Origin of the sequence: Pseudomonas protegens (assembly GCF_013407925.2) — a bacterium.
Classification (GTDB): Bacteria; Pseudomonadota; Gammaproteobacteria; order Pseudomonadales; family Pseudomonadaceae; genus Aquipseudomonas; species Aquipseudomonas fluorescens_AP.
The window spans coordinates 3,924,985-3,951,225 of record NZ_CP060201.1 but is presented as its reverse complement, the minus strand read 5'-3'; the positions used below and the strand labels follow the sequence as shown (position 1 = coordinate 3,951,225).

The following is a 26,241-nucleotide window of genomic DNA, read 5'->3' as shown; positions in this document are numbered from 1 at the left end:
CTGTAAAACCAGACGGCGAGAATGTACTAACCAGTTACTTATGACAACTTGTCGCAGGCTATTTGTTTCAAAAAAAGTCCCGATCGCCAAAGATCGGCCCCCGATCCGAACAGACAATCGGCAGCAGCAGCCAGGGTTTGCCCGAGGCTGTAACATGCTCGCTCCCTCGATAGCCGTGCTGGAGCCCCCCTTGTCCGATAGCCGCCCTCCTGTTCTTGATGAAGTCGACCGTCAGCTGATCGCCGCCCTGCAGATCAATGCCCGCGAAAGCGTGGCCATGCTCGCCCGGCAGTTGGGGATCGCCCGCACCACCGTGACTTCGCGCCTGGCGCGCCTGGAAAAGACCCGGGTCATCACCGGCTATGGCGTGCGCCTGGGCCAGAGGGTGGTCGACGGCGGCTTGCAGGCGTATGTGGGGATCAAGGTCCAGCCGCGCTCCGGCAAGGAAGTATTGCGCCGCTTGAGTGGCATGGCTCAGGTCCAGCAACTGTGCGCGGTGAGCGGGGAGTTCGATTACGTGGCCTGGCTGCGCACCGACTCGCCGGAACAGCTGGACCAGTTGCTGGACCAGATCGGCAGCGTCGACGGCGTGGAAAAGACCACCACCTCGATCATCCTCAGCAGCAAGATCGATCGCGGGCATGCGCTCTGAAGCAGCGCAGTCGAAGTGTTCCATCGTCAATCTGAATCATCTATTCGTCAGATTGATAAATAACAATGCATAACGACGACAGTTTGCGTCTTATTTACGTGTTTCTCCCTCTCTAGAATGGCTGCCATCTTTTCCTATACTCAGCGCTCTGCTGAGCCGCCCGCCAAGGTCAGCCATGAACAAGAACAATCGCCATCCTGCAGACGGTAAAAAGCCGATCACCATCTTCGGCCCGGATTTCCCTTTCGCCTTCGACGACTGGATCGAGCATCCCGCCGGCCTGGGCAGCATCCCCCAAGCCCAGCACGGCACCGAAGTGGCCATCGTCGGCGCCGGTATTGCCGGGCTGGTGGCTGCCTATGAGTTGATGAAGCTGGGCCTCAAGCCGGTGGTCTATGAAGCGTCGAAAATGGGTGGCCGCCTGCGCTCCCAGGCCTTCGAAGGCGCCGAAGGAATCATCGCCGAGCTGGGCGGCATGCGCTTTCCGGTGTCGTCCACGGCCTTCTATCACTACGTCGACAAGCTCGGCCTTGAGACCAAGCCCTTCCCCAACCCGCTGACCCCGGCGTCGGGCAGCACGGTCATCGATCTGGAAGGCCAGACCCACTACGCCCAGAAACTCGCCGACCTGCCGGCCTTGTTCCAGGAAGTCGCCGACGCCTGGGCCGACGCCCTGGAGGACGGCTCGCGCTTCAGCGAGATCCAGCAAGCCATTCGCGATCGCGACGTGCCGCGCCTCAAGGAGTTGTGGAACACCCTGGTGCCGCTGTGGGACGACCGCACCTTCTACGACTTCGTCGCCACCTCCAAGGCCTTTGCCAAACTGTCGTTCCACCATCGTGAGGTGTTCGGCCAGGTGGGTTTCGGCACCGGCGGCTGGGACTCGGATTTCCCCAACTCGATGCTGGAAATCTTCCGCGTGGTGATGACCAACTGCGACGATCACCAGCACCTGGTGGTCGGCGGCGTCGAGCAGGTGCCCCTGGGCATCTGGCGCCACGTGCCGGAGCGTTGCGCCCACTGGCCGGCTGGCACCAGCCTCAGCTCGCTGCACCATGGCGCGCCACGCACCGGAGTCAAGCGCATTGCCCGGGCCGCCGACGGCCGCTTCAGCGTCACCGACAACTGGGGCGATACCCGGGAATACGCGGCGGTACTGACCACCTGCCAGAGCTGGCTGCTGACCACCCAGATCGAATGCGAGGAATCGCTGTTCTCGCAAAAGATGTGGATGGCCCTGGACCGTACCCGCTACATGCAGTCGTCGAAGACCTTCGTCATGGTCGACCGGCCATTCTGGAAGGACAAGGACCCGGAAACCGGCCGCGACCTGATGAGCATGACCCTCACCGACCGCCTGACCCGTGGCACCTACCTGTTCGACAACGGCGACGACAAGCCGGGGGTGATCTGCCTGTCCTACTCGTGGATGAGCGACGCCCTGAAGATGCTCCCGCAACCGGTGGAAAAACGCGTGAAGCTGGCACTGGACGCGTTGAAGAAGATCTACCCCAAGGTGGATATCGCCAGCCGCATCATCGGCGATCCGATCACCGTGTCCTGGGAAGCCGATCCGCACTTCCTCGGTGCCTTCAAGGGCGCGCTGCCGGGCCACTACCGCTACAACCAGCGCATGTATGCGCACTTCATGCAGGACGACATGCCGGCCGAGCAGCGCGGCATCTTCATTGCGGGTGACGATGTGTCCTGGACCCCGGCCTGGGTCGAGGGCGCGGTGCAGACCTCGCTCAACGCCGTGTGGGGAATCATGAAGCACTTCGGCGGCGCCACCCATCCCGAGAACCCGGGACCGGGCGACGTGTTCCATGAGATCGGGCCGATTGCCCTGGCCGATTGAGCAACGGGCCACGCCAGGCGGCAAGCTCCGGGCGGGGGCTTATCGCCGCCCGCGCCAGCCGCTACAGTGGCCGGCCAGCCAGTCAGAGGAGTGAAGACCATGCATGTCGCCTTGTACCAGTGCCCGCCCGCGCCACTGGATGTGGCCGGTAATCTGCAACGCCTGCACCGGGTGGCCATGGAGGCCACGGATGCCGATCTGCTGGTGCTGCCGGAGATGTTTCTCAGCGGCTACAACATCGGCCTCGAGGCGGTCAGCGCCCTGGCCGAGGCCCAGGATGGCCCTTCGGCCCAGCGTATCGCCGCCATCGCCCAGGCGGCGGGTACGGCAATCCTCTACGGCTACCCGGAACGCGGCAGCGACGGCCAGATCTACAACGCCGTGCAGTTGATCGACGCCCAGGGCCAGCGCCTGTGCAACTACCGCAAGACCCACCTGTTCGGTGACCTCGATCACTCGATGTTCAGCGCCGGTGCGGACGACTTCCCGCTGGTGGAGCTCAACGGCTGGAAGCTGGGCTTCCTGATCTGCTACGACATCGAATTCCCGGAGAATGCCCGACGCCTGGCCCTGGCCGGCGCCGAGCTGATCCTGGTGCCGACGGCGAACATGATTCCCTACGACTTCGTCGCCGATGTGACGATTCGCGCCCGGGCCTTCGAGAACCAGTGCTACGTGGCCTACGCCAACTACTGTGGCCGGGAAGAGCAGATCCGCTATTGCGGGCAAAGCTCGATCGCCGCCCCCGACGGCAGCCGGATCGCCCTGGCCGGGCTGGACGAGGCCCTGATCATCGGCACCCTGGACCGCCAATTGATGAACGAATCCCAGGCACTGAACCGCTACCTGGCCGATCGTCGCCCCGAGCTGTACGACGACCTGAGCAAGCGCTGATCCGCCCATATCCGCTAGCATGGGCGCTTCTCTGTTCTGGAAGTGCTCATGCCCGCGCTGAACCACCCCCTGCCCCCCTTGCAAACCCTGACCAACGGCCTGCGGGTGTCCCTGCGTCATGCCCCGCACCTGAAACGTTGCGCCGCCGCACTGCGGGTCTGCGCCGGCAGCCACGATGCGCCAGCGGCCTGGCCGGGGCTGGCGCATTTTCTGGAGCACCTGCTGTTTCTCGGCACCGAGCGCTTTCCCGCCGGACAGGGGCTGATGGCCTATGTGCGGGGCCAGGGCGGACAGCTCAATGCCAAGACCTGTGAACGCGCGACTGAGTTCTTTTTCGAGCTGCCGCCCAGCGCCTTGGCCGGTGGCCTGGAGCGACTGTGCGACATGCTCGCCCATCCGCGGCTGGACCTTGAAGACCAGCGCCGGGAGCGGGAGGTGCTGCACGCCGAATTTATCGCCTGGTCCCGGGATGGGGCGGCGCAGCGTCAGTTCGCGCTGTTCGACGGGCTGTGCGCCGCTCATCCGCTGCGGGCCTTCCATGCTGGCAACCGTTACAGCCTGAACCTGGCCAGCCGCGGTTTCCAGCAAGCGTTGCAGCAGTTTCATCGCGCGTTCTACCAGGCCGGACAAATGACCCTGAGCCTGGTCGGCCCCCAGCCCCTGGAAGAACTCCGCGCCCTGGCCGAACGCTACGGCGCGACTCTGGCCCAGGGCCAGCATCTTGAGCAGCACCGACCTCCCGCGCTGTTGCCGAGTGGCAGCCACCGTTATCAACAGCTCGAGGCGCAACGCCTGGACCTGCTGTTCGCCTTCGAACAACTGCCCGAGGGCGCAGCACCTGCGCTGGATTTTCTCTGTACCTGGCTGCAGTCGGCCAAGCCGGGAGGCCTGCTTGCCGAGCTCCAGCAGCGCCAGCTGGCCCAGAGCCTGCAGGCGCAGACGCTGTATGAGTTTGCCGGACAAGCCTTGCTGCACCTGCAGGTGAACCTCAACACAACGGCCGCGACGGCCACGGCCCAGGTCGACGAGCTGCTCGGGGACTGGCTGGGCTTCTTCAGGGCCCAGGACGATTGGCCCGAGCTGCGGGAGGAATATGCCTTGCTGCAACAACGTCCATTGCAGGTCGCCCGTGCTCTGGCACTGGCCCAGCGGGACAGCCGGCAGACCGTCGGAGAGCTGGATGCCCAAGGACTCGTGGCGCTCAAGGCCGTGCTCGCGCAGTTGCAGCCCCAGGTTGTGGATAACTTCAGCAGCGAATGGCGCCTGCCAGCGGCCAACCCGTTCCTGCGCAACCCCGTCGAGGCGCCGCGGGCGGGACTGATTCGGGGCCAGACCAGCGCACACCGCGGGCTGCGCAGCTTCGCCCAGGATCGCTCGCGAAGCCGCCGAGAAACCTCGGCACTGCAGCTGAGCCAGGCCCTGCCCGCAGAGGGTCATGAAGGAGCGCTGATGCTGCGTTGGCGCCTGGCCTCGCCCGCTCCGGCCGGCGTGCACGAACGGCTGCTGCACAGCCTCGCGCCCCTGCGCAGCGACGCCGCCCAGGCCGGCGTGCAAGTGAGCTTCACCCGCGCGGGCGAAGACTGGTTGCTGTCCCTCAGCGGCCTGCTGCAACCCCTGCCCGCGGTGCTGCAACAAGCCCTGAAACAACTGAGCCAGCCCGCCGACGCGTTCTGGCAGGACAACCCAGCCGCCCAGGACGAGGCACAGTCAATGCCCATCCGCCGCTTGCTCAAAGCCTTCAGCGAGCAGCCACGAGCCAGCGACGCCGGCACCGCACCCGCAGCGGATCTGCAAGCACTGTGGACCGACGCCCGCTGGGATGGCCTGGCCCTGGGGTTGCCCACAAGCCTGCAAGAGGCCCTCGGTCGAGTGCTGCAGCGGATTCCGGGCACCGCGGATACCGGGCTCTGCCAGCCGCCGGCCCCCGAGACCGGGCGCCGCTGGTGGAGTCTGCCCGGGGACGCCGGCGAACAGGCGCTGTTGCTGTTCTGCCCGACGCCCGGGGCCCAACTGGCCGATGAAGCGGCCTGGCGCCTGCTGGGCCAGCTCTGCCAGACGCCCTTCTATCAGCGCCTGCGGGTGGAGTTGCAGTTGGGCTATGCGGTGTTCAGCGCCGTGCGCCAGCGCAACGGCCAGACCGGCCTGCTGTTCGGCGTGCAATCTCCCAGCGCGACGCTCAGCGACATACTTCAGCACCTGGAACAGTTCCTCCAGCAGTTGCCGGAGCATCTGCAAACCCTCGGCGAACCGCTCTGGCACGAGCAGCGACAGGCGCTGGCTCAACAGTTCCAAGCCTCGCTCCTGCCCCTGGAGCAAGCCGCTGAACTGCTCTGGCAGGCGAAACTGGCCGGCCATCCGTCGGATTACCTGACGCAACTGCACGCCAGCATCCTGGCCCTCACCCCCGACACCGTCATTCAGGCCGCCAGGGCCCTGCAGGCGGCGACCGGCGGCTGGACAGTACTGGCCAACGGGCCCTGCCCGGGAGCCCCTTGGCAAGCGGCACAATGATCATTACCGGCACTGCAATGAGCTTTCTTCAGAATTGCAGGCAACCTTTTGCGGGAATTTAGTAAGATAGCCCCCTAAGCATCTGAACATCTCCCACCGGAGGTGGACTATATGTATAGGCAGTACCCGTCCCACCCACCTCAAAGGAGCATTTTTATGACCTGGTCCAAACCTGCTTACACCGACCTGCGTATCGGCTTCGAAGTCACCATGTACTTCGCCAGCCGCTGATTTCTGCCTCTGGCCGAAACACGCAGCGCAACGCCTCGGCCCGTCCGGGGCGTTTTTATTTTCAGTTGCCCACCTTGTTCACGTCGTCACCCCGGGAGTGTCCATGTTTGTCCAGATTCTAGGTTCCGCCGCCGGCGGTGGTTTTCCGCAGTGGAACTGCAACTGCGTGAACTGCGCGGGGTTTCGCGACGGCAGCCTGCGAGCCCAGGCCCGCACCCAATCGTCCATCGCGATTTCCGATGACGGGGTGAACTGGGTACTGTGCAACGCCTCGCCGGACATCCGCGCCCAACTGCAGAGCTTCGCCCCCATGCAACCGGGTCGCGCCCTGCGCGATACCGGGATTGGCGCCATCGTCCTCATGGACAGCCAGATCGATCACACCACCGGCCTGCTCAGCCTGCGCGAAGGCTGCCCGCATCAGGTCTGGTGCACCGACATGGTCCATGAAGACCTGAGCACCGGTTTCCCGCTGTTCAAGATGCTCAGCCACTGGAACGGCGGCCTGAACTGGAACCGCATCGAGCTGGACCAGAGCTTCAGCATCCCCGCCTGCCCCAACCTGCGTTTCACCCCCCTGCCCCTGCGCAGCGCGGCGCCGCCCTATTCGCCACACCGTTTCGACCCGCACCCGGGGGACAACATCGGCCTGATCGTCGAAGACCTGCGCAGCGGCGGCAAACTCTTCTATGCCCCGGGCCTGGGCAAAGTCGATGCGCCACTGCTGGAGATCATGGCCGCCAGCGACGTGCTGCTGGTGGACGGCACCCTGTGGGAAGACGATGAAATGCAACGCCGTGGCGTCGGCACCCGCACCGGCCGGGAAATGGGCCACCTGGCGCAGAACGGCCCTGGCGGCATGCTCGAAGTGCTGGAACAACTGCCCCGCCAGCGCAAGGTGCTGATCCACATCAACAACACCAACCCGATCCTCGACGAAGACTCCGCCGAACGTGCCGAACTGGTACGTCGAAAGGTGGAAGTGGCTTACGACGGAATGAGTATTGAGCTGTAGGCCCGATCGCCGACAAGCTCGCTTTGCGTAGGAGCGGGCTTGCCCGCCAAAGGACAGCCCCCCGGAGAACACACATGACCGACACCCCCCTGTCCCCTGCCGAGTTCGAGCAGGCACTGCGCGCCAAGGGCGCCTATTACCACATCCATCACCCCTACCACGTGGCGATGTATGAAGGCCGGGCAAGCCGCGAACAGATCCAGGGCTGGGTCGCCAACCGCTTCTACTACCAGGTGAACATCCCCATGAAGGATGCGGCGATCCTCGCCAACTGCCCGGACCGGGAAGTTCGCCGCGAGTGGATCCAGCGCCTGCTGGACCACGACGGCGCCCCCGGCGAAGACGGCGGCATCGAAGCCTGGTTGCGCCTGGGTCAGGCCGTGGGCCTGGACCCGGACCAGCTGCGTTCACAAGAACTGGTATTGCCCGGCGTGCGCTTCGCCGTGGACGCCTACGTCAACTTCGCCCGCCGCGCCAGTTGGCAGGAAGCCGCCAGCAGCTCGCTGACCGAATTGTTCGCCCCGCAGATCCACCAGTCGCGCCTGGACAGCTGGCCCCAGCATTACCCGTGGATCGACCCGACCGGCTACGAGTATTTCCGCACCCGCCTGGGTCAGGCCCGGCGCGATGTGGAACACGGCCTGGCCATCACCCTGCAGCACTACACCACCCGTGCCGGCCAGGAACGCATGCTGGAAATTCTCCAGTTCAAACTGGACATCCTTTGGAGCATGCTCGACGCCATGAGCATGGCCTATGAACTGAACCGCCCGCCTTATCACAGCGTTACCGATCAGCGGGTCTGGCATAAAGGGATCCCTCTATGAGTTTCGACCGCAGCAAAACCCCACGCTGGCGCCCCGGCTACCGCTTCCAGTACGAACCGGCGCAAAAGGGCCACGTGCTGCTGTACCCGGAAGGCATGATCAAGCTCAACGACAGTGCCGCGTTGATCGGCGGCCTGATCGACGGCGAGCGTGACGTGGCGGCGATCATCCAGGAGCTTCAGGTGCAGTTCCCCGGAGTGGCCGAGCTCGGTGACGATATCGAGCAGTTCATGGAGGTCGCCCGTGCCCAGCACTGGATCGAACTCGGCTGAAACCGCCGTGCCCGACAAACCGCCAGTCGGCCTGCCACTGTGGTTGCTGGCCGAGCTGACTTACCGTTGCCCGCTGCAATGCCCCTACTGCTCCAATCCCCTGGATTTCGCCGAGCAGGGCCAGGAGCTGAGCACCGAGCAATGGATCAAGGTGTTTCGCGAAGCGCGGGAGATGGGCGCCGCGCAATTGGGCTTTTCCGGCGGTGAACCGCTGGTGCGCCAGGACCTCGCCGAACTGATCGGCGAAGCGCGCCAGCTGGGCTTCTACACCAACCTGATCACCTCCGGCATCGGCCTCACCGAGCAGAAGATCAGCGACTTCAAGAAAGCCGGCCTGGACCATATCCAGATCAGCTTCCAGGCCAGCGACGAGCAGGTGAATAACCTGCTGGCCGGCTCGAAGAAAGCCTTCGCGCAGAAGCTGGAGATGGCTCGCGCGGTCAAGGCCCACGGTTACCCGATGGTGCTGAACTTCGTCACCCACCGGCACAACATCGACAGAATCGACCGCATCATCGAGATGTGCATCGCCCTGGAAGCCGACTTCGTCGAGCTCGCCACCTGCCAGTTCTACGGTTGGGCCCAGCTCAACCGCGTCGGCCTGCTGCCGACCAAGGAGCAACTGCTGCGCGCCGAACGCATCACCAACGAATACCGCGCCAAGCTGGAAGCCCAAGGGCATCCCTGCAAGCTGATTTTCGTCACTCCGGACTACTACGAAGAACGCCCCAAGGCCTGCATGAACGGCTGGGGCAGTATCTTCCTCACCGTCACTCCGGATGGCACCGCCCTGCCCTGCCACGGCGCGCGGCAGATGCCGGTGCAGTTCCCCAATGTGCGCGACCACAGCATGCAGCACATCTGGTACGACTCCTTCGGTTTCAACCGCTACCGCGGCTACGACTGGATGCCCGAGCCGTGCCGCTCCTGCGACGAGAAGGAAAAGGACTTCGGCGGCTGCCGCTGCCAGGCCTTCATGCTCACGGGGGATGCCAGCAATGCCGACCCGGTGTGCAGCAAATCGGAACACCACGGGATGATTCTCAAGGCCCGCGAAGAATCCGAAACCGCCACCCAAACCATTGAGCAACTGGCCTTTCGCAATGAACGAAACTCACGCCTCATCGCCAAGGGTTGAGCCCTTCAGCGCCAACCAGGCCACCGCCGCCGGAACCGATTTCGCCGAGCTGCAACTCACGCCCCACGGCCTGTTCTGGAATGAATACCGCCCCACAGACGCCAGTTGCCGGATCTGGCATTGGCAGCAAGGCCAGGCCCGTTGCCTGACGCCAGCGGGCTTCAGCGCCCGCAGCCGGGTCTACGAATATGGCGGCGGCGCCTTCTGCGTCAGCGGCGAACACCTGGTGTTCGTCAATGACGCGGACCAGCAACTGTATCGCCAGCCCCTGGCGGGCGGCGCGCCAGAAGCCCTGACCCAGGGCGACTGCCGCTACGGAGATCTGCAAGCTCACGCCGATCAGATTCTGGCGGTGGAAGAGTGCGCCAACGAGCACCGGCTGGTGGCCATCGACCTGCACGACGGGCGTCGGCAACTGCTCGCCGCCGGGGCCGACTTCTATGCCGCTCCGACCTTGAGCGCCAACGGCCAACGCCTGGCCTGGATCGAATGGGATCGCCCCCATCAGCCCTGGACCTGCACTCGCCTGATGCTCGCCGAACGTCGCGGCAACCGCACCTGGGGTGAACCGCGCTGCGTGGCCGGAGACGGCGAGCCGGAGTCCCTGCAGCAACCGCGCTTCGATCAACACAACCAGCTCTATTGCCTCACCGATCGCCAGGGTTTCTGGCAACCCTGGGCCGAGTCCGGCAGCGGCTTGCGCCCGTTGCCCTGTGCCGCGGCCGATCACGCTCCAGCGCCCTGGCAGCTGGGCTGCAGCACCTGGATGCCCCTGGGCGGTGACGCCTGGTTCGGCAGCTGGACCGAGAACGGCTTCGGCCGGCTCGGCCTGCGCCACGCCGACGGTGCGCAACAGGACTTCAGTGGCGACTACAGTCGCTTTCGCGGCCTGACGCTGGATCAGCGCTACCTGTATTGCATCGCCGCCTCCCCCGTCAGCCCCTCGGCCGTGATTGCCATCGAGCGTGAAACCCGACAGGTACAGGTCCTGGCCGGAGGCATGGCGCCGTTGCCGGCGGAACGCATCAGCCGCCCGCGAACCCTGTGCTATCCCAGCGGCGACGGCCAGGCCCACGGTTTCTTCTACCCGGCCATGAACGGGGTCAACCGACCGCCGCTGGTGGTGTTCATCCACGGAGGCCCGACCTCCGCCTGCTATCCGATACTCGATCCGCGCATCCAGTTCTGGACCCAGCGCGGCTTCGCCGTGGCCGATCTGAACTACCGGGGCAGCAGCGGCTATGGCCGGGCCTATCGCCAGGCCCTGCACCTGCGCTGGGGCGAAGTGGATGTGGAAGATGCCTGCGCGGTGGTGTCCTACCTGGACCAGCAAGGGCTGATCGATCCACGGCAGGCGTTCATCCGGGGCGGCAGTGCGGGGGGCTACACCACCCTCTGCGCCCTGGCGTTCGCCAAGGTGTTCTGTGCCGGCGCCAGCCTGTACGGCGTCAGCGATCCGATTGCCCTGACCCGCGCCACTCACAAGTTCGAAGGTGACTATCTGGACTGGCTGATCGGCGATCCGCAGCAGGACCAGCAGCGTTATCTGGCTCGCACGCCGCTGCTGCACGCTGGCGATATCCGTGTCCCGGTGGTGTTTTTCCAGGGCGAACTGGACGCCGTGGTGGTGCCGCAACAAACCCGCGACATGCTCAAGGCCCTCAAGGACCAGGGCATTGCCGCCGAGGCGCACTACTACCCGGATGAGCGCCACGGCTTTCGCAAGGCGGACAATCAGGCCCACGCCCTGGAACAGGAATGGCGCTTCTATCAGAAGGTGCTGCAAGCGCAGCCTTGAACAAGGCCCCGCCCGTGCCAACGGAACGGGCGGGCCGGAGCATCAGCGTTTGGCGATGATGTAGACCGCGTGAACGATACCGGGGATGTATCCACACAGGGTCAGCAGGATGTTCAGCCAGAAAGCGCCGCCAAAGCCCACTTGCAGAAACACCCCCAGGGGCGGCAAGAGAATGGCGAAGATGATGCGGATCAAGTCCATAGGGCAGCTCCTGTTGGAAATCGGCTCGGTTGAGCCTTGCCTGCAATCGACCCCGGCCACCGGCCAGGGTTCAGAACAATCGCCGCCCGGCCCGGAGGGCGCATTCGTTCCGAGCCGGCAATCGACCGGAGGTTCAAGGGCCACACCGGGCGGTGAAAAGTACCCAGGCAAAAAAACGCCCCGTGCGAAAAATCGGACACGGGGCGATGCGTTATACCGCGAGACGGTTCAGGAATTCAGTCAACGTAAGGTCGCCAGCGCGCGGCAGCCAACCTCGGTGAATCGCGCAGGATCGGTCTGAATATCAGACCACCACCCCCTTGCGGCATTGCAGTTGCGCGGTGCGCACCCGGGAGAACGCCCGGGCCAGGCGCAGCAGCATTTCATCGATATTGCCCTTGCTGACACTCAGGGCCGGAGTGAAGCGCAGACAGTCCGCTTGCGGGGCACTGAGCAACAGACCTTCGTGCAACGCCGCCTTGACCACCGCCTCAGCCGACGCGTCGGCCAGGCTCATGCCCCAGAGCAGTCCATGCCCGCGCACCTCGCCTTGTGCATAACGGTTCGCCAGACGGGTCAGCCCCTGCCCCAGGTACTGTCCATGGGTGCGCACCTGCTGCAGAAAACCGTGTTCCTGCAGGCTGTCCAACACCGCCAGGCCGGCCGAGGTCATCAGCGCATTGCCGTGATGCGTGCCGTCCAGTTCCCCCGGTTCGAAACAGCAGGCCTTGCCCCGCGCCAGCAGCGCCGCCAGCGGCACGCCGCCGCCCAGGCCCTTGCCCAAGGCGATGATGTCGGCGCGCACGCCATACAACTGTTCGGCCAGCAGCGTGCCGCAGCGGCCGATACCGGTCTGCACCTCATCGAGAATCAACAGGATGCCCAGCTCACGACACAGCCGCTCGACCCCCTTGAGGTAGTGTTCAGTGGCTGGAATGACCCCGGCCTCGCCCTGGATCGGCTCTAGCAGGATGGCCACGGTTTGCGCATCCACTGCCGCATGCAAAGCCGGCAGGTCATTGAACGGCACCTGGCTGAAGCCCGGCAGTTGCGGCTCGAAGCGATTGCCCGAGGCGCCATGCCCGGCCGCCGACAGCGCGGCAAAACCACGACCATGGCAACTGCGACTGGCGGTGATGATGCCGGCCGCGCCGCCGCGGTGCAGTTGCCCCCATTTGCGTGCCAGCTTGATCGCGGCCTCGCAGGCCTCGCTGCCGCTGCTCAACAGGTAGGCCTGGTCGCTGCCGGTGCTGCGGCACAGGCGATCGGCCAGCTTGAGCATGCCGCGGTTGTAGAAACCCGAACCGGGGTTGATCAGCGACTGGGCCTGAGCGGCCAGGGCATTGACCACGGCCGAGGGGCTATGACCCAGGCTGTTGGCGGCGGCAGCCTGGGTGAAGTCAAGGTAGGTGCGGTCCTGGCTGTCCCATAGCCAGGAACCCTGGCCACGGACGAACACCGGCTGGGGGCGTTGCACGCTGGGCATCAGGCACTCACTGGCACAGCCATCGTCCGCGGCAGCCAGGCACGGCTCGACGGCCAGATCCTCCAGACTGGGCGGGGTACGGCGCAGATTGAACAGATTCATGCCCGCAAGCCCTCCAGGGGCAGCCCCAACAGGCGCGCGGACCAGTCCTCGACCCGGCCGGTGCGCAGGCGCTTGATGGCGATATCGCGCCAGCGCGAGGACAGCGCGGGGCAATCAATCAGGGTTTTCAGACCGGCAGGCTCCAGGGGCTCCAGGAAAAAGCTGCGCAGGGCCCAGGCCACGGTCAGGCCGGGATAGCTGCGCTGGATCAGTTCGAAGGGTTCGTCCGCCTGGACGACGCCGGGTTTGAGCACCCGGTAGAACCAGCCACAACGGCCATTGTCCTGGGCTTGCCGAGGCAGGTTGACCAGCCCCCAGCGCTGGCTCAGGCGGTAGCAGGGTGAACGGGGCTGACTGACCTGCAACAACGCACCGCCCCAGCGGAACAGGTCCCCCAGGCACACCTGCTCTTCGGTCAGGCCGCGGCTCGAGAGATTTTCGCCAAAGGCCGGGGCCGACCAATCGAACTGTGGATAACGTTTGCGCCAATGGGCGTAATGCTCGGCGGGATAGTGATGCAGGGCCCGTTCAGGACCGGTATGAAAGCGCGGATCACCCTGTTCATCGCTGCCCAGGCCTTGTGGCCATAACCAGAGACGGTTTGCAACCGGGTGCTTGTCGGTATCGATGACCAGACCCTGGCCGAGATTTTTTGCCTTGCCTATGTAAACACCATCGACGTAAACGGTATTCATCGTGCTTCTTGGCCCTGTAAGCCTTGTGAATAGGCGCTAGACTAGGCGCCTCGCGGGCTTCGGGCCATTTCGATTTTTAAGCTTTTTCGATAAGAAATACTTATGGATTTTAAGCAACTGCGTTATTTCGTCGCGGTGTATGAAGAAGGCCACGTGGGCCGTGCTGCCGAGCGCCTGTCGATCTCGCAACCGGCACTGTCCCAGCAGATCCGCCAACTGGAGCAGAACCTCGACGTCAGCCTGTTTGAACGCAGCAGCAAGCGCCTCTTGCCGACCCTGGCCGCCCACACCCTCTACAATCACGCCCTGCCCCTGCTCGACGGCCTGCAACAGGCTCGCGAAGCCTTGCGCAACTTCAAGGGCCAGGCCCTGCGCACCCTGGCTATCGGCGTACTGCAAACGGTGCACACCAGCCTGGTGCCGCAGATGCTCGAACGGGTGCGCAAGGCCCAGCCCCATCTGGTGGTGCAGATCTACGAGCTGACGGGCCTGGAGATCGAACGGCGCTTGCTCAATGGCTCGCTGGATATCGGCATCAGCTACCTGCCACCACGCCAGCCGGGCTTGCATGGCGTTCCGCTCTATGAAGACGAACTGACACTGGTCATCCCCGCGCAGCACCCTTTGCGCGAATTCAAGAAGGTGTCCATGAGTCAGGCGGCGGAACTGCCGATGTTGCTGCTGGGAGAGGAGTTTCAGGTGCGTCAGATCTGGCAGGCACAACTGGCCAATCTGGGACGGCGCCCGCAGGTGCAGGCGGAGCTGAACAATATGGCCGGCATCCTCGACAGCCTGCCCCACACCCAATTGGCCACCGTGCTGCCGGGGCGTTCGCAACAGCAGCACAGCAACAGCGAACTGCTGTGGAAGCCCTTGAGCGAACCCAGGGTGCCGTTGAGAGTCGGATTGGTCTGTCGCGATCTGCAGCGTCAACAAGGCACGCTGGAATTGCTGCGCACCTTGCTGGAAGACTCGATGAGTGCCCACGACGGACGCCTGGGCGCTGCTGTGGTGCCGGATATCCTGGGCTGAATTCGCCGGAACAAAAAGCCGGGCAAAAGAAAACCCCGCCGAAGCGGGGTTTTGCAGACTGTTTCCCTGACATCCTTTTCACTCCACCATCCTGGCGGAATCCTACGTGTCCGTGTTGTTGCTTTGCGCTTCCTGCGCGACGTCCATGTGAAGTAGATTAGCCTCCGCCGTCATCTACCGATATGGACGATCAGCAGCACGTTATGTAAGAGATTACTTACAAAGCCCCTTGCCAGTTAAAACTGCTCAGCCGGCAACAGGAACAGCGATTCGCTGCCCGCTTTCACCGAGGCGGTCAGGGAGTGAATACGCGGCAGCAGACGTGCGAAGTAGAAGCGCGCGGTCCCCAGTTTGCTGGCATAGAACTCCTCTTCCTGCTCTTTGCCCAGCGCCGCCTTGGCCATCAACGCCCACATGTAGGCGTAAGCCGTGTAGCCAAACACCTGCAGGTATTCCACTGACGCCGCGCCGATTTCGTTCGGGTTGCTGATCGCTCGATCCAGCAGCCAGGCGGTCAGTTCATCCAGGTTGTCCAGGGCCGCATTCAACGGCCGGGTGAACTCTGCCAGTTGCCCATCGGCCGTTGCTGTGAAATGGCGAATTTCATCGGCGAACAGGCGGTAGAACGCCCCGCCGCTGCCCACGATCTTGCGCCCCACCAGGTCCAGGGCCTGGATGCCATTGGTGCCTTCGTAGATCTGGGTGATCCGCACATCGCGCACCAGTTGTTCCTGGCCCCATTCGCGAATGTAGCCGTGCCCGCCAAAAATCTGCTGGCCATGCACCGTGGTTTCCAGACCCAGGTCGGTCAGGAACGCCTTGGCCACGGGGGTCAGTAAGGCCACCAGGCTTTCCGCGCGCTTGCGGGTTTCGGCGTCTTCGCTGAACTTGGCGGTATCCAGTTGCATCGCCACGTAGGTGGAGAAGGCTCGACCGCCTTCGTTGGCGGCCTTCATGGTCAGCAGCATGCGCCGCACGTCCGGATGCACGATGATCGGATCGGCGACCTTGTCCTTGGCTTGCGGGCCGGTAGGCGCACGGCTCTGCAGGCGGTCACGGGCGTACTCAACAGCGTTCTGATAGGAGCGCTCACCGGTGGCCAGCCCCTGGATACCCACCCCCAGGCGCTCGTAGTTCATCATGGTGAACATCGCCGCCAGGCCCTTGTTCGGCTCGCCCACCAGGTAACCGATGGCCTGGTCGAAGTTCATCACGCAGGTGGCCGAAGCCTGGATGCCCATCTTGTGCTCGATGGAGCCGCAGCTCACCGGGTTGCGCTCGCCCAGGCTGCCATCGGCGTTGACCAGGAACTTGGGCACCAGGAACAGGGAAATCCCCTTGGGACCGGCCGGCGCGTCCGGCAGCTTGGCCAGCACCAGATGGATGATGTTTTCCGTGAGGTCGTGTTCACCGCCGGTGATGAAGATCTTGGTCCCGCTGATGGCGTAGGAACCGTCGGCCCGAGGTTCGGCCTTGGTGCGGATGATGCCCAGATCGGTGCCGGCATGGGGCTCGGTCAGGCACATGGAACCGGCCCAGACACCGGCGTACATGTTCGGCAGGTAAGTGGCTTTCAGCTCTTCGCTGGCGTGGGCATGAATCGACAGGCAGGCGCCCGCCGTAAGCATCGGGTACAGGCCAAAGGCCAGGCTCGCGGAGTTGACCATTTCCTCGACCTGGGCAGACACCGCCTTGGGCATGCCCATGCCGCCGAACTCGGGATCACCCCCCACGCCGACCCAACCGCCCTCGGCGTAGGTCTGATAAGCCTGGGTGAATCCTTGGGGAGTGGTGACCACGGTGTCGTTCCAGTGACAGCCTTCCTCGTCGCCAGCGCGACTCAGCGGAGCGATGCTGCGGGCGGTAACCTTGCCCGCTTCTTCCAGAATCGCCTCGACAGTCTCGGCATCCACTGTCTCAGCCAATGCCGGTAACTGGGCCCAGAGTTTGGCGACCTCGAAAACTTCATTGAGGACGAAGCGCATATCGCGCAGGGGCGCTTTGTAGTCAGCCATGGCAAACCTCGCAGGATCTAAACAAGCGGACCGCATCGGGCCCATTGACGAAAAGCCGAGTGTAACCGAACAACTTTTGCGACACATAGGGTCAACTAGTGACTTTATTGTTATTTTTAGTCACAGCCATACCCAGGCAAGACAAAGCCCGCACGCAGCGGGCTTCATCCGGGCATCGCGGCTATTTACAGAGCGAACCAGCGCGCCGGGAGTTGCATCAGGCAATCACTGCCGGCTTCGATCGCCGCCAGATGCGCGGCGGTACGCGGCAACAAGCGCTTGAAGTAGAACTCACAGGTCGCCAGCTTGGCGCCGGCAAAATCGCTGTCCCCCTGGCCGGCATCGAGCTGTTGCTGAGCCGCCAGGGCCATGCGCAGCCAGAGGTAGGCCAGGACGATGTAACCGCTGTACATCAGGTAATCCAGGGCCGCGGCCCCCACTTCGTCCGGGTTCTTCAGCGCGGCCATGCCGACCCTGGTGGTCAACTCGCCCCACTGACGGTTCAAGCCATCCAGTTGCGCGATGTAGGCCTTGAGCTGGGGATGCTCGGCATGTGCCCCACAGAACTTGTGCACGATCCTGGTAAACCCCAGCAACAGCTTGCCCTGGCTGCCCAGCACCTTGCGGCCCAGCAAGTCCAGAGCCTGGATGCCGTTGGTGCCCTCGTAGATCAGGGCGATACGACAATCGCGCACCAGTTGCTCCATGCCCCACTCACGAATGTAGCCGTGACCGCCAAACACCTGCATGCCGTGGTTGGTCACCTCAAGGCCGGTCTCAGTCATAAAGGCCTTGCAGATCGGGGTCAGGAACGCCAGGAGGTTCTCGGCGTCCTGGCGCTGGGCCGGATCGGCGCCCAGGTGGGCCACGTCCAGCAACTGGGCAGTGAAATAGGCCAGGGCACGGTTGCCCTCGTTGAGGGCTTTCATGGTCAACAGCATGCGCCGTACATCCGGGTGGACGATGATCGGATCCGCCGCCTTGTCCGGGGACTTGGGCCCGCTCAGGGAGCGCATCTGCAAACGATCGTTGGCGTAGCGGACCGCGCCCTGGAAGCTGGCTTCCCCTAGGCACAAGCCCTGCATCCCGGTGCCCAGGCGCGCATGGTTCATCATGGTGAACATGCAATTGAGGCCCTTGTTGGCCTCGCCGATCAGAAAGCCCCTGGCGCCGTCAAAGTTCAATACGCACGTGGCCGAGGCCTTGATCCCCATCTTGTGCTCGATGGAGCCGCAACTCACTGCATTGCGCTCGCCGGCCTCACCTGCCGCATCCGGCAGGAACTTGGGCACGATGAACAGGGAAATGCCCTTGGTCCCGGCCGGTGCGTCCGGCAGTTTGGCCAGCACCAGATGGATGATGTTGTCACTCATGTCGTGCTCGCCGGCGGAGATGAAAATCTTGCTCCCCGACACCGCATAGCTGCCGTCGGCCTGGGGCACCGCACGGGTTTTGATGAGGCCCAGGTCCGTACCGCAATGGGCTTCGGTCAGGCACATGGTGCCGGTCCATTGCCCGGCGGTGAGCTTGCGCAGGTACAGCTGCTTCTGTTCAGGGCTGCCATGGGCATGAATCGCCGACATGGCGCCATGGGTCAGTCCCGGGTACATGCCCCAGGAGGTGTTGCTGGACCCCACCATTTCGCTGATGACCAGTCCCAGGGACTGGGGCAGTCCCTGACCGCCATAGGCCGGATCGGCGGCCAGGCCATGCCAGCCGCCTTCGACGTATTGCGCGAAGGCCTGCTTGAAGCCCTTGGGAGTGGTCACTACGCCATTGGCAAAATGACAGCCTTCCTCGTCACCCGAGCAATTCAGCGGGGCCAGGACGTTCTCGCAGAACTTCGCCCCTTCCTCAAGAATCGCGCTGACCATGTCCGGGCTGGCATCGCTGGCCCCCAGCGCGGCGTAACCGGCATGAAAGTCAAAGACGTGATCGATCAGAAAGCGCATGTCACGCAGGGGAGCTTGATACTCGGGCATGGTGGTTTCTCCGGCAGCAGATCGCTCCAACCTACTGCCGTCGCCCTCAGCCTGCCAATGACTGTGCAGACGCTGAATGCGCCATCATCACTCAACCCGCAGCAGCGTCCATGCGCACCGCACCGCGACGGTTCTGCCCGAACGCCATGACGCAGTTGCGCCCCGCGCCCTTGGCGCTATAGAGCGCCTGGTCGGCGGCCTTGAGCACTTCCTCGGGGGTCCGGTGCTCCATCAGCCGCTCGGCGACGCCGATACTGATGGTCACCGAAACACTGGATGCTCCCGCAGCGCCACGGCGCTGGCGCCCCTGTTGGTCATCCTGGGGACGGTTGTCCTGGTTGCGCAGCTGAATGTTATAGGTGGCGATGATCTCGCGAATCATCTCCAGGTGCGGCATGCACTCATCCAGGGTCTTGCCGGCGAACACCACGGCGAACTCTTCCCCGCCATAGCGATAGGCCCGCCCGCCGCCGGTGACTTTCGACAATTTGCTGGCCACCAGACGCAGCACCTGGTCGCCCACATCGTGACCGTGGGTGTCGTTGAATTTCTTGAAGTGGTCGACGTCGGTCATGGCCAGCACATAGTTGCGGCCCAGGCGCTGCATCCGCTCATTGAGGGCCCGGCGCCCAGGCAGCCCCGTAAGTTCATCGCGAAAGGCCATCTGGTAGGCCTCATGGGCCACCGCCGCGGCGATCATCAGCATCACCTGGCTGCACATGATGTTCAGGGTGAACGGCAGGATGAAGGTCTTGGGCAGCATCCAGAACAGCCCCAGCAGCCCCACCAACTGCGCGGCGTGCAGCGGTCGCGGACTGCGCCAGTACTGGATCGCCAACAACAGGAAGGCGGCGAAGAACACCGGATACGACAACTGGATCAGGCTCATCCAGCTGCCGTGCAAAGCCGGCCAGCGAATCTCCGCCAGCCAGTTCAGCAAGGCCTGCGGGTAACTCTGCTCCAGGCCCAGGGCCACGCTGCCAAACGCCAGCAGCACGGCAAAGCGCGCCACCATGTCCTGAAACAGATGGGTGCGCTCCTGCCAGGCGGCGAACAGGCCAAACAACAAGGGCAACAGCAGACAGCACAGATGAAACACCACCGCCGCATCTTCGCGGACCCGGCCGTTATCCCGATAGAAGTCGGTCTGGGTATCCAGCAGGAAATAGGCGATGTACACCGTGACCATCAGGAACAGTTCGCGCTGACGACGATACACCGCGCAATAGGCCCCGCCGAGCAACAGCACCAGGGTCGGCAGCACGTTGAACAGCGAAGTGAAGAAGACGTTGAGGTCCTTGACGTAGGCGGCCGCCAGCCCCGCAAGCAAAAGCAGTAAAGACGGTAGAAAGTGACTGAAACGTACAGCGGAAGAACGCGGCAAGGGTAAAACTCCGACCCGGCTGATCAATAGATGGCATTGTGCCTTCATTTACTGAAGTTGAGCACACTTGCTGTGACAGGCATCACATTGCCATCTCTTTAACGGCAGGAAATCGCTTCTGCTTAGCGATTTAGTCGGGAATTTTCATGAAGATGCTACGGGCACAAAAAAGCCGCTCGACCCGAAGGGCGAGCGGCTTGGCAAGAGCGTTCAGTCAGGCTCAGTAAGCCAGGCCGAAGTCCTCTTCCTTCATGTCCATCAGGTTGTTGGCGCCCGACAGCATGCTGGCAACGTGAGTGCGGGTACGCGGCAGGATGCGCTGGAAGTAGAAGCGCGCAGTCTGCAGCTTGGCGGTGTAGAACGCCTCTTCGGTGGTGCCGGCTGCCAGCTTTTCAGCCGCCAGGCGCGCCATGTCGGCCCAGAAGTAGGCCAGGCAGGCGTAACCGGAGTACATCAGGTAGTCCACCGAAGCAGCACCGACTTCTTCACGGTCCTTCATCGCGGCCATGCCCACTTTCATGGTCAGCTCGCCCCACTCTTTGTTCAGTGCCGCCAGCGGTGCAACGAATTCCTGCACCGCCTCGTTGCCTTCATTGCTCTGGCAGAACTTGTGGACGATCTTGGTGAAGCCCTTGAGCGCCTCGCCCTGAGTCATCAGCACTTTACGGCCCAGCAGGTCCAGCGCCTGGATACCGGTGGTGCCTTCGTACAGCATCGAAATCCGGCTGTCGCGAACGTTCTGTTCCATGCCCCACTCGGCGATGAAACCGTGGCCACCGTAGATCTGCACACCGTGGTTGGCGGATTCGAAGCCGACTTCGGTCATGAATGCCTTGGCGATCGGAGTCATGAAAGCCAGCAGCGCATCGGCTTTCTTCTTCTCTTCTTCATCCACGCCGTACTTGACGATGTCCACCTGCTTGGCGGTGAAGTAGACCATCGCCCGGTTGCCCTCGGCGAAGGCTTTCATGGTCAGCAGCATGCGACGCACATCAGGGTGCACGATGATCGGGTCGGCGGCCTTGTCCGGCGCTTTCGGGCCAGTCAGGGAGCGCATTTGCAGACGGTCGCGAGCGTATTTCAGGCCACCCTGGAAGCCGATCTCGGCGTGGGCCAGGCCCTGCAGAGCGGTGCCCAGACGCGCGGTATTCATAAAGGTGAACATGCAGTTCAGGCCTTTGTTCGCCGGGCCGATCAGGAAGCCGGTGGCCGCGTCGAAGTTCATCACGCAGGTGGCGTTACCGTGGATGCCCATCTTGTGTTCCAGGGAACCGCAGTTGACCGCGTTGCGCTGGCCGACACTGCCGTCGGCGTTAGGCAGGAACTTGGGCACGATGAACAGCGAAATGCCTTTGGTGCCGGCCGGTGCGTCCGGCAGGCGAGCCAGGACGATATGGACGATGTTGTCGGCCATGTCGTGTTCACCGGCGGAGATGAAGATCTTGGTACCGGTGACCTTGTAGGAACCATCAGCCTGGGGTTCGGCCTTGGTCCGCAGCATGCCCAGATCGGTGCCGCAATGCGGCTCGGTCAGGCACATGGTGCCGGTCCATTCGCCCGACACCAGCTTGGTCAGGTAAGCCTCTTGCTGCTCAGGGGTGCCGTGCTCGGAAATGGTGTTCATTGCGCCATGGGACAGGCCTGGGTACATGCCCCACGACCAGTTGGCTTCGCCGACCATTTCGCTGATCGCCAGGCCCAGGGATTCAGGCAGACCCTGACCACCGTGCGCGACGTCATGAGCCAGGCTTGGCCAGCCGCCTTCAACGAACTGCTTGTAGGCTTCCTTGAAGCCGGTCGGGGTCTTAACGCCGGATTCACTCCAGGTGCAACCTTCCAGGTCGCCCACACGGTTCAGCGGAGCCAGCACCTGCTCACAAAACTTCGCACCTTCCTCGAGAATGGCGTCAACCATGTCCGGAGTGGCGTCCTGGCAAGCCGGGAGGCTCTGATAGTGCGCCTCATAGCCGAGCAGTTCGTCACGAACGAAGCGAATATCACGCAAGGGGGCCTTGTAGTCAGGCATAGCGATAAACCTCTGCTGATGTAACCGGGAATGAACAACCGCGTTGATTTTTTATAGCGGTCAAACAGGTGTTTGAAACATACGTTTAGGCCCAAATCTTGTCAAGCGTCGCTCCGATGCCTTTCGTCATCGAAACAAAATGCACGCGCAGGCCAATACCCACAGCCATACCGTGAAGTGTAGGAGCCGGTTCACCGGCGATCAGTTACACAAGGAAATGAAGAAGAGGAACGACAGACAGGAAAGGCATGAGCAACAGCCCGCCTCCCCTTCAGGAAAGCGGGCTGTTGCGCAAAGTGATCAAGCGTAGGTGTCGATCAGGGTACCGAGCGCCTCATCAGAGGCCTTGGCAACCTTGACTCCCAGCTCCACCTGGATCTTGCCCATGGACATATCGACCATGCTGCTGGCCAGGTCCGACGCCTGGCTGCGATCCACGCCGTTCAGGCGATTGACCTGATCCGCAGGCGCCCGGCTGTCGGAAGAGCGCTCAACGGCGCTGCTGGCGATCTGGCTGGAACCTTGATCGACACGATTCTGTCCGGCCTGAATGGCATTCAGTCCGGCGTAGAAAGCGCTGTTCCCGGAAATTTCCATGGAAGGACTCGACCTTGAAAATGAGTGACGGGTGTCATTGAAGCAGACGCGTCAAGAAAACACCCGTCAAAAACACTAATGGCAATATGCCTCTTCATAGGCAAAATCTAGTCCAGCAGATCCAGTTGCAGGTGCTCGGCCACCGCTTCGGCACTGGCTGGCTTGAGTCGCGGCACTCGGCCAAGGCACGGCGCGGGCAAGCGTTCGGCCAACGTCGCCAGGTTTTCTTCCAGACGAGAGGTCTTCGGCTCGATGATATTGGCCACCCAGCCCGCCAGTTGCAGACCATCCTGGGCAATCGCCTCAGCGCTCAGCAAGGCGTGATTGATGCAACCCAGGCGCACGCCCACCACCAGAATCACCGGCAATCCCAGGGCCATGGCCAGGTCCGACAGATTGTCCTGATCGGCCAGGGGCACCCGCCAGCCCCCGGCCCCTTCAATCAGGGTGAAGTCCGCGCCCTTGGCCAGAAGCTCACGCATCGGCATCAGCAGCGATTGCACGGTCAATGCCACGCCCGCCTCCCGCGCCGCCAGATGGGGCGCGATGGCCGGCTCGAAGGCGAACGGATTGACCTCGGCATAGCTCAATGGCAACGACGACTGGGCCAGCAACGCCAGGGCATCGGCATTGCGCAGGCCCTTGGGGCCCAACTCGCACCCGGAAGCCACCGGCTTGCCCGCCGCCGTGCTCAACCCGGCCAAACGCGCCGCATGCAGCAACCCGGCAGCGATGGTGGTCTTGCCCACATCGGTGTCGGTTCCGGTAATGAAATAGGCAGCACTCATAGCGGTTTCTCCAACACGGCATAGACCACCTGATAAGTCGCCGGCAGCCCCCTGGGCTGACGAAAACCTTCATAAGCCTCAATCAGCCCGGCAATGCGCGCCCGTCCGGTGAGGCCGCCCGGGCGACCGGGATTCAGATTGTGCGCGCCCAAGGCCTTCAACTCATGGGTCAGGCTGCGCACATCCGGGTAATACAACACATGGGGGCTCTTCTCCAGGCTGCGCACCTGCAGGCCGCTGGCCTCACACAACTGACGATAGCGTTCGAACTCACGGAAACGATTGACGTGCACCTGCCCATCGACCCGCCCCCAGCTCTCGCGCAACTCGTGCAAGGTGCCGACACACAAACTGGCAAAGGCCAGTACGCCATCCGGTTGCAGCACCCGCCGGGCCTCGCTGAGCACCGCCGAAAAATCCGCGCACCATTGCACCGCCAGACTGGAAAAAATCAGCCCGCAACTGCCGTTCTGCAAGGGCAGGCGCTCGGCGTCGCCGGCGATGAAATGCTCGGCTCCGCCCAGTGGCCGCGCGTGCTTGAGCATGCCCTCGGCAATGTCCAGGGCCAGCCCCTGACTGCGCGCAAAACGTTGCCCCAGCACACGACTGAAATGCCCGGTGCCGCAGCCCAAATCCAACCAGCGCGTCGGTGCATGCCGTTCAGGCAAGCGACTCAACAACTGCTGGCCGACCGCCCGCTGCAACTCGGCAACACTGTCGTAACTGGCCGCGGCGCGGGAAAAGGACGCCGCCACCTGACGCTTGTCAGGCAGGCCGGCGGGCAAGACAGCAACAGACAGATCAGTCATCACCGGACTCATGCAAGAAAGCCTGGATCGCCCCCGCCACTCCGTGGGGATCTTCCAGAAGAAAACCGTGGCTGGCCTGCTCGATCAGGCCAACTTCTATATCCGGCAACAAGGCCAGCAACTCGGCGGCCGCCTCGGCGGGCACCAGGGCATCCAGCCCGGCGAACAGGTGCAACTGCGGGCCGCGAAAAGCCAGCAAGGCTTCGCGCGTATCCAATTGCGCCAACAGCTCCAGGCCCGCCATCAGCACCGGTCCCGGCGTGGTCGGCGCCCCGCCCAGCAGCATCCGCGACAAGCCGCGGGGATCGACCGAGCCCTGGGCACACAGCAGGGAAAAGCGCTTGAGGGTGGTGCGCGGATCCGCGGCGCAGCCCGCCAGGAAACCGTCAAACGTCTCACCGGCCATGGCACTGGACCATTGCTCGTGAGCGACAAAACTGGGGTTGCTGGCCAGGGTCAACAAGCCGCAGCAGCGCTCGCCGCGTCGGGCCGCCAGCTCCGTGGCAAGCATGCCGCCCAGGGACCAGCCCCCCAGCCAGGCGTCATCCGGCAGCGCATCGTCGAGTTCGTCCAGCCATGCCTGCGGATCGCTGGAAGTCAGCTCCGGCAGGGGTTCGATCTCCACCCGCAAGTGTTCATCCAGCCCCTGCAACGCGGCAGCCAAGGGTTCCAGGGGGGACACGCCCAACCCCCAGCCCGGCAACAGAATCAGTCGATCACGCATGGCCCGGCCTCGTTTGCAGTTCACTGAAACAATCCGCCAACGCGCTTAACAATAGCTGGACCTGCGCCTCGCTGTGGGCCGCGGACAAGGTCACCCGCAGCCGCGCACTGCCGGCCGGCACAGTCGGTGGACGGATGGCGCTAACCATGATTCCCCGCAAACGGAGCATCCGTGACAACGCCACGGCCCGGGCACTGTCGCCCACCATGATCGGCTGGATCGGGGTGAAGCTGTCCATCAGCTCCAGGCCAATCTGCTCGGCCCCGAGCCGGAACTGGCGGATCAGATTCGCCAGGTGCTCGCGCCGCCAGTGCTCGCTGCGCAGCAACTCCAGGCTCTTGCGCGTGGCGCAGGCCAGCGCCGGCGGCTGACTGGTGGTGTAGATATAAGGCCGGGCGAACTGGATCAGGGTTTCGATCAGCTCCTCGCTACCGGCGACAAAGGCCCCGGCGGTGCCGAACGCCTTGCCCAGGGTGCCCACCAGCACGGGCACCTCATCCAGACCCAGGCCGAAGTGTTCCACCAGCCCGGCACCGTTGGCCCCCAGCGGCCCGAAGCCATGGGCGTCATCCACCATCAGCCAGGCACCGCGGGCCTTGGTTTCCCGGGCCAGGGCCGGCAGGTCGGCGACATCGCCGTCCATGCTGAACACCCCGTCGGTGACCACCAGGGTATTGCCGGTGGCCTTTTCCAGGCGCTTGGCCAGGCTGGCGGCATCGTTATGCAGATAGCGGTTGAAGCGGGCTCCCGAAAGCAGCCCGGCGTCCAGCAGCGAGGCATGGTTGAGCCGATCCTCCAGCACCGTATCGCCCTGCCCGACCAGGGCCGTGACCGCCCCCAGGTTGGCCATGTAGCCGGTGCTGAACAGCAACGCCCGCGGGCGCCCCGTAAGGTCCGCCAGGGCTTCTTCCAACTCATGGTGAGGCGTGCTGTGGCCGATCACCAGATGGGACGCACCGCCGCCCACGCCCCAGCGGCTGGCGCCGGCGCGCCAGGCTTCGATCACTTGTGGGTGATTGGCCAGCCCCAGGTAGTCGTTGTTGCAAAAGGCCAGCAACGGCTGGCCGTCCACCATCACTTGCGGCCCCTGGGGGCTGTCCAGCAGCGGACGCTGGCGATAGAGATGTTCGGCACGGCGGGCAGCGAGGCGCGCGGCGAGATCAAAAGACATGCAGGCCTCGATATTGGCTCACAGACACATTAG

The 26,241-nt window shown here is 63.6% G+C and carries 23 protein-coding genes; 11 read left to right on the top strand and 12 right to left on the bottom strand.

Translation table 11 applies throughout. The features are described from left to right. Positions 1-190 precede the first annotated feature (190 nt). From GGI48_RS18295 to GGI48_RS18250, 10 genes are all read left to right on the top strand, one after another. On the top strand, positions 191-652 hold the full coding sequence (locus tag GGI48_RS18295) for an Lrp/AsnC family transcriptional regulator (protein ID WP_011063845.1): 462 nt from the start codon (positions 191-193) through the stop codon (positions 650-652). 175 nt (positions 653-827) lie between these two features. Further along, on the top strand, positions 828-2,510 hold the full coding sequence (locus GGI48_RS18290; protein WP_016967961.1) for a flavin monoamine oxidase family protein: 1,683 nt from the start codon (positions 828-830) through the stop codon (positions 2,508-2,510). A 99-nt stretch (positions 2,511-2,609) separates the two neighbouring features. Further along, entirely contained in the window at positions 2,610-3,404 is a 795-nt protein-coding gene (locus GGI48_RS18285) for a carbon-nitrogen hydrolase family protein (RefSeq protein ID WP_016967963.1), read from the top strand. 48 nt (positions 3,405-3,452) lie between these two features. Next, a complete protein-coding gene (gene pqqF / locus GGI48_RS18280) occupies positions 3,453-5,915 on the top strand; it encodes a pyrroloquinoline quinone biosynthesis protein PqqF (RefSeq protein ID WP_179599487.1) in 2,463 nt (820 codons plus the stop codon). Positions 5,916-6,071: 156 nt separating this feature from the next. After that, positions 6,072-6,146 carry a pyrroloquinoline quinone precursor peptide PqqA gene (gene pqqA, locus GGI48_RS18275; RefSeq protein ID WP_003194766.1) on the top strand — a complete coding sequence of 25 codons (75 nt, stop codon included), beginning with the start codon at positions 6,072-6,074 and terminating at the stop codon, positions 6,144-6,146. A 103-nt stretch (positions 6,147-6,249) separates the two neighbouring features. Beyond that, positions 6,250-7,161 (top strand): pyrroloquinoline quinone biosynthesis protein PqqB, encoded by a 912-nt coding sequence (gene pqqB, locus GGI48_RS18270; protein WP_016962699.1) that lies wholly within the window; start codon positions 6,250-6,252, stop codon positions 7,159-7,161. 74 nt (positions 7,162-7,235) lie between these two features. Continuing rightward, positions 7,236-7,988 (top strand): pyrroloquinoline-quinone synthase PqqC, encoded by a 753-nt coding sequence (pqqC, locus tag GGI48_RS18265; protein WP_047306370.1) that lies wholly within the window; start codon positions 7,236-7,238, stop codon positions 7,986-7,988. Next, positions 7,985-8,260, top strand: coding sequence for a pyrroloquinoline quinone biosynthesis peptide chaperone PqqD (gene pqqD / locus GGI48_RS18260; protein WP_016964625.1), 276 nt, complete (start codon positions 7,985-7,987; stop codon positions 8,258-8,260). The genes pqqC and pqqD overlap by 4 nt, the downstream gene beginning before the upstream one ends. Continuing rightward, on the top strand, positions 8,232-9,398 hold the full coding sequence (pqqE, locus tag GGI48_RS18255) for a pyrroloquinoline quinone biosynthesis protein PqqE (RefSeq protein ID WP_179599485.1): 1,167 nt from the start codon (positions 8,232-8,234) through the stop codon (positions 9,396-9,398). Before pqqD ends, pqqE begins: the two co-directional genes overlap by 29 nt. Further along, positions 9,364-11,196: a S9 family peptidase gene (locus GGI48_RS18250; protein ID WP_179599482.1), complete on the top strand. Its 1,833-nt coding sequence runs from the start codon at positions 9,364-9,366 to the stop codon at positions 11,194-11,196. The genes pqqE and GGI48_RS18250 overlap by 35 nt, the downstream gene beginning before the upstream one ends. A gap of 42 nt (positions 11,197-11,238) precedes the next feature. Here GGI48_RS18250 and GGI48_RS18245 read toward each other — a convergent pair whose 3' ends face one another. The 3 genes from GGI48_RS18245 to GGI48_RS18235 all read right to left on the bottom strand — a co-directional run bounded on the left by GGI48_RS18245 (position 11,239) and on the right by GGI48_RS18235 (position 13,680). Continuing rightward, positions 11,239-11,397: a YqaE/Pmp3 family membrane protein gene (locus tag GGI48_RS18245; RefSeq protein WP_011063854.1), complete on the bottom strand. Its 159-nt coding sequence runs from the start codon at positions 11,395-11,397 to the stop codon at positions 11,239-11,241. A gap of 304 nt (positions 11,398-11,701) precedes the next feature. Next, entirely contained in the window at positions 11,702-12,985 is a 1,284-nt protein-coding gene (locus GGI48_RS18240; RefSeq protein ID WP_016964622.1) for an aspartate aminotransferase family protein, read from the bottom strand. Continuing rightward, complete coding sequence (locus GGI48_RS18235; RefSeq protein ID WP_179599480.1) at positions 12,982-13,680, bottom strand: MOSC domain-containing protein; 699 nt, start codon at positions 13,678-13,680, stop codon at positions 12,982-12,984. The genes GGI48_RS18240 and GGI48_RS18235 overlap by 4 nt, the downstream gene beginning before the upstream one ends. A 102-nt stretch (positions 13,681-13,782) precedes the next feature. Between GGI48_RS18235 and GGI48_RS18230 the strand changes: the two genes are divergently transcribed. After that, entirely contained in the window at positions 13,783-14,712 is a 930-nt protein-coding gene (locus tag GGI48_RS18230; RefSeq protein ID WP_016964621.1) for a LysR family transcriptional regulator, read from the top strand. Positions 14,713-14,948: 236 nt separating this feature from the next. Here GGI48_RS18230 and GGI48_RS18225 read toward each other — a convergent pair whose 3' ends face one another. From GGI48_RS18225 to bioF, 9 genes are all read right to left on the bottom strand, one after another. Continuing rightward, on the bottom strand, positions 14,949-16,727 hold the full coding sequence (locus tag GGI48_RS18225; RefSeq protein ID WP_179599478.1) for an acyl-CoA dehydrogenase C-terminal domain-containing protein: 1,779 nt from the start codon (positions 16,725-16,727) through the stop codon (positions 14,949-14,951). 185 nt (positions 16,728-16,912) lie between these two features. Continuing rightward, a complete protein-coding gene (locus GGI48_RS18220) occupies positions 16,913-18,709 on the bottom strand; it encodes an acyl-CoA dehydrogenase C-terminal domain-containing protein (RefSeq protein ID WP_179599477.1) in 1,797 nt (598 codons plus the stop codon). A 91-nt stretch (positions 18,710-18,800) separates the two neighbouring features. Continuing rightward, entirely contained in the window at positions 18,801-20,093 is a 1,293-nt protein-coding gene (locus GGI48_RS18215) for a GGDEF domain-containing protein (RefSeq protein WP_016964618.1), read from the bottom strand. 220 nt (positions 20,094-20,313) lie between these two features. After that, on the bottom strand, positions 20,314-22,119 hold the full coding sequence (locus GGI48_RS18210; protein WP_016964617.1) for a phenylacyl-CoA dehydrogenase: 1,806 nt from the start codon (positions 22,117-22,119) through the stop codon (positions 20,314-20,316). 300 nt (positions 22,120-22,419) lie between these two features. Further along, complete coding sequence (locus GGI48_RS18205) at positions 22,420-22,716, bottom strand: hypothetical protein (RefSeq protein WP_016964616.1); 297 nt, start codon at positions 22,714-22,716, stop codon at positions 22,420-22,422. A 107-nt stretch (positions 22,717-22,823) separates the two neighbouring features. After that, entirely contained in the window at positions 22,824-23,504 is a 681-nt protein-coding gene (bioD, locus tag GGI48_RS18200) for a dethiobiotin synthase (protein ID WP_179599475.1), read from the bottom strand. Next, a complete protein-coding gene (gene bioC, locus GGI48_RS18195; protein WP_179599473.1) occupies positions 23,501-24,313 on the bottom strand; it encodes a malonyl-ACP O-methyltransferase BioC in 813 nt (270 codons plus the stop codon). The genes bioD and bioC overlap by 4 nt, the downstream gene beginning before the upstream one ends. After that, a complete protein-coding gene (locus tag GGI48_RS18190) occupies positions 24,306-25,037 on the bottom strand; it encodes an alpha/beta fold hydrolase (RefSeq protein ID WP_179599471.1) in 732 nt (243 codons plus the stop codon). The genes bioC and GGI48_RS18190 overlap by 8 nt, the downstream gene beginning before the upstream one ends. Beyond that, on the bottom strand, positions 25,030-26,208 hold the full coding sequence (gene bioF, locus GGI48_RS18185) for an 8-amino-7-oxononanoate synthase (protein ID WP_179599469.1): 1,179 nt from the start codon (positions 26,206-26,208) through the stop codon (positions 25,030-25,032). The genes GGI48_RS18190 and bioF overlap by 8 nt, the downstream gene beginning before the upstream one ends. Between the last annotated feature and the right edge of the window lie 33 nt (positions 26,209-26,241).

Bases quoted from the DNA above. Each gene is read 5' to 3' on its own strand.
- GGI48_RS18285 (WP_016967963.1), top strand. From the start codon at position 2,610: ATGCATGTCGCCTTGTACCAGTGCCCGCCCGCGCCACTGGATGTGGCC.
- GGI48_RS18290 (WP_016967961.1), top strand. From the start codon at position 828: ATGAACAAGAACAATCGCCATCCTGCAGACGGTAAAAAGCCGATCACC.
- GGI48_RS18240 (WP_016964622.1), bottom strand. From the start codon at position 12,985: ATGAATCTGTTCAATCTGCGCCGTACCCCGCCCAGTCTGGAGGATCTG.
- bioD (WP_179599475.1), bottom strand. From the start codon at position 23,504: ATGAGTGCTGCCTATTTCATTACCGGAACCGACACCGATGTGGGCAAG.
- pqqB (WP_016962699.1), top strand. From the start codon at position 6,250: ATGTTTGTCCAGATTCTAGGTTCCGCCGCCGGCGGTGGTTTTCCGCAG.
- GGI48_RS18245 (WP_011063854.1), bottom strand. From the start codon at position 11,397: ATGGACTTGATCCGCATCATCTTCGCCATTCTCTTGCCGCCCCTGGGG.
- pqqD (WP_016964625.1), top strand. From the start codon at position 7,985: ATGAGTTTCGACCGCAGCAAAACCCCACGCTGGCGCCCCGGCTACCGC.
- GGI48_RS18225 (WP_179599478.1), bottom strand. From the start codon at position 16,727: ATGGCTGACTACAAAGCGCCCCTGCGCGATATGCGCTTCGTCCTCAAT.
- pqqF (WP_179599487.1), top strand. From the start codon at position 3,453: ATGCCCGCGCTGAACCACCCCCTGCCCCCCTTGCAAACCCTGACCAAC.
- bioF (WP_179599469.1), bottom strand. From the start codon at position 26,208: ATGTCTTTTGATCTCGCCGCGCGCCTCGCTGCCCGCCGTGCCGAACAT.
- GGI48_RS18210 (WP_016964617.1), bottom strand. From the start codon at position 22,119: ATGCCTGACTACAAGGCCCCCTTGCGTGATATTCGCTTCGTTCGTGAC.
- bioC (WP_179599473.1), bottom strand. From the start codon at position 24,313: ATGACTGATCTGTCTGTTGCTGTCTTGCCCGCCGGCCTGCCTGACAAG.
- GGI48_RS18205 (WP_016964616.1), bottom strand. From the start codon at position 22,716: ATGGAAATTTCCGGGAACAGCGCTTTCTACGCCGGACTGAATGCCATT.
- pqqC (WP_047306370.1), top strand. From the start codon at position 7,236: ATGACCGACACCCCCCTGTCCCCTGCCGAGTTCGAGCAGGCACTGCGC.
- GGI48_RS18220 (WP_179599477.1), bottom strand. From the start codon at position 18,709: ATGCCCGAGTATCAAGCTCCCCTGCGTGACATGCGCTTTCTGATCGAT.
- GGI48_RS18190 (WP_179599471.1), bottom strand. From the start codon at position 25,037: ATGCGTGATCGACTGATTCTGTTGCCGGGCTGGGGGTTGGGCGTGTCC.
- GGI48_RS18235 (WP_179599480.1), bottom strand. From the start codon at position 13,680: ATGAATACCGTTTACGTCGATGGTGTTTACATAGGCAAGGCAAAAAAT.
- GGI48_RS18230 (WP_016964621.1), top strand. From the start codon at position 13,783: ATGGATTTTAAGCAACTGCGTTATTTCGTCGCGGTGTATGAAGAAGGC.
- GGI48_RS18250 (WP_179599482.1), top strand. From the start codon at position 9,364: ATGAACGAAACTCACGCCTCATCGCCAAGGGTTGAGCCCTTCAGCGCC.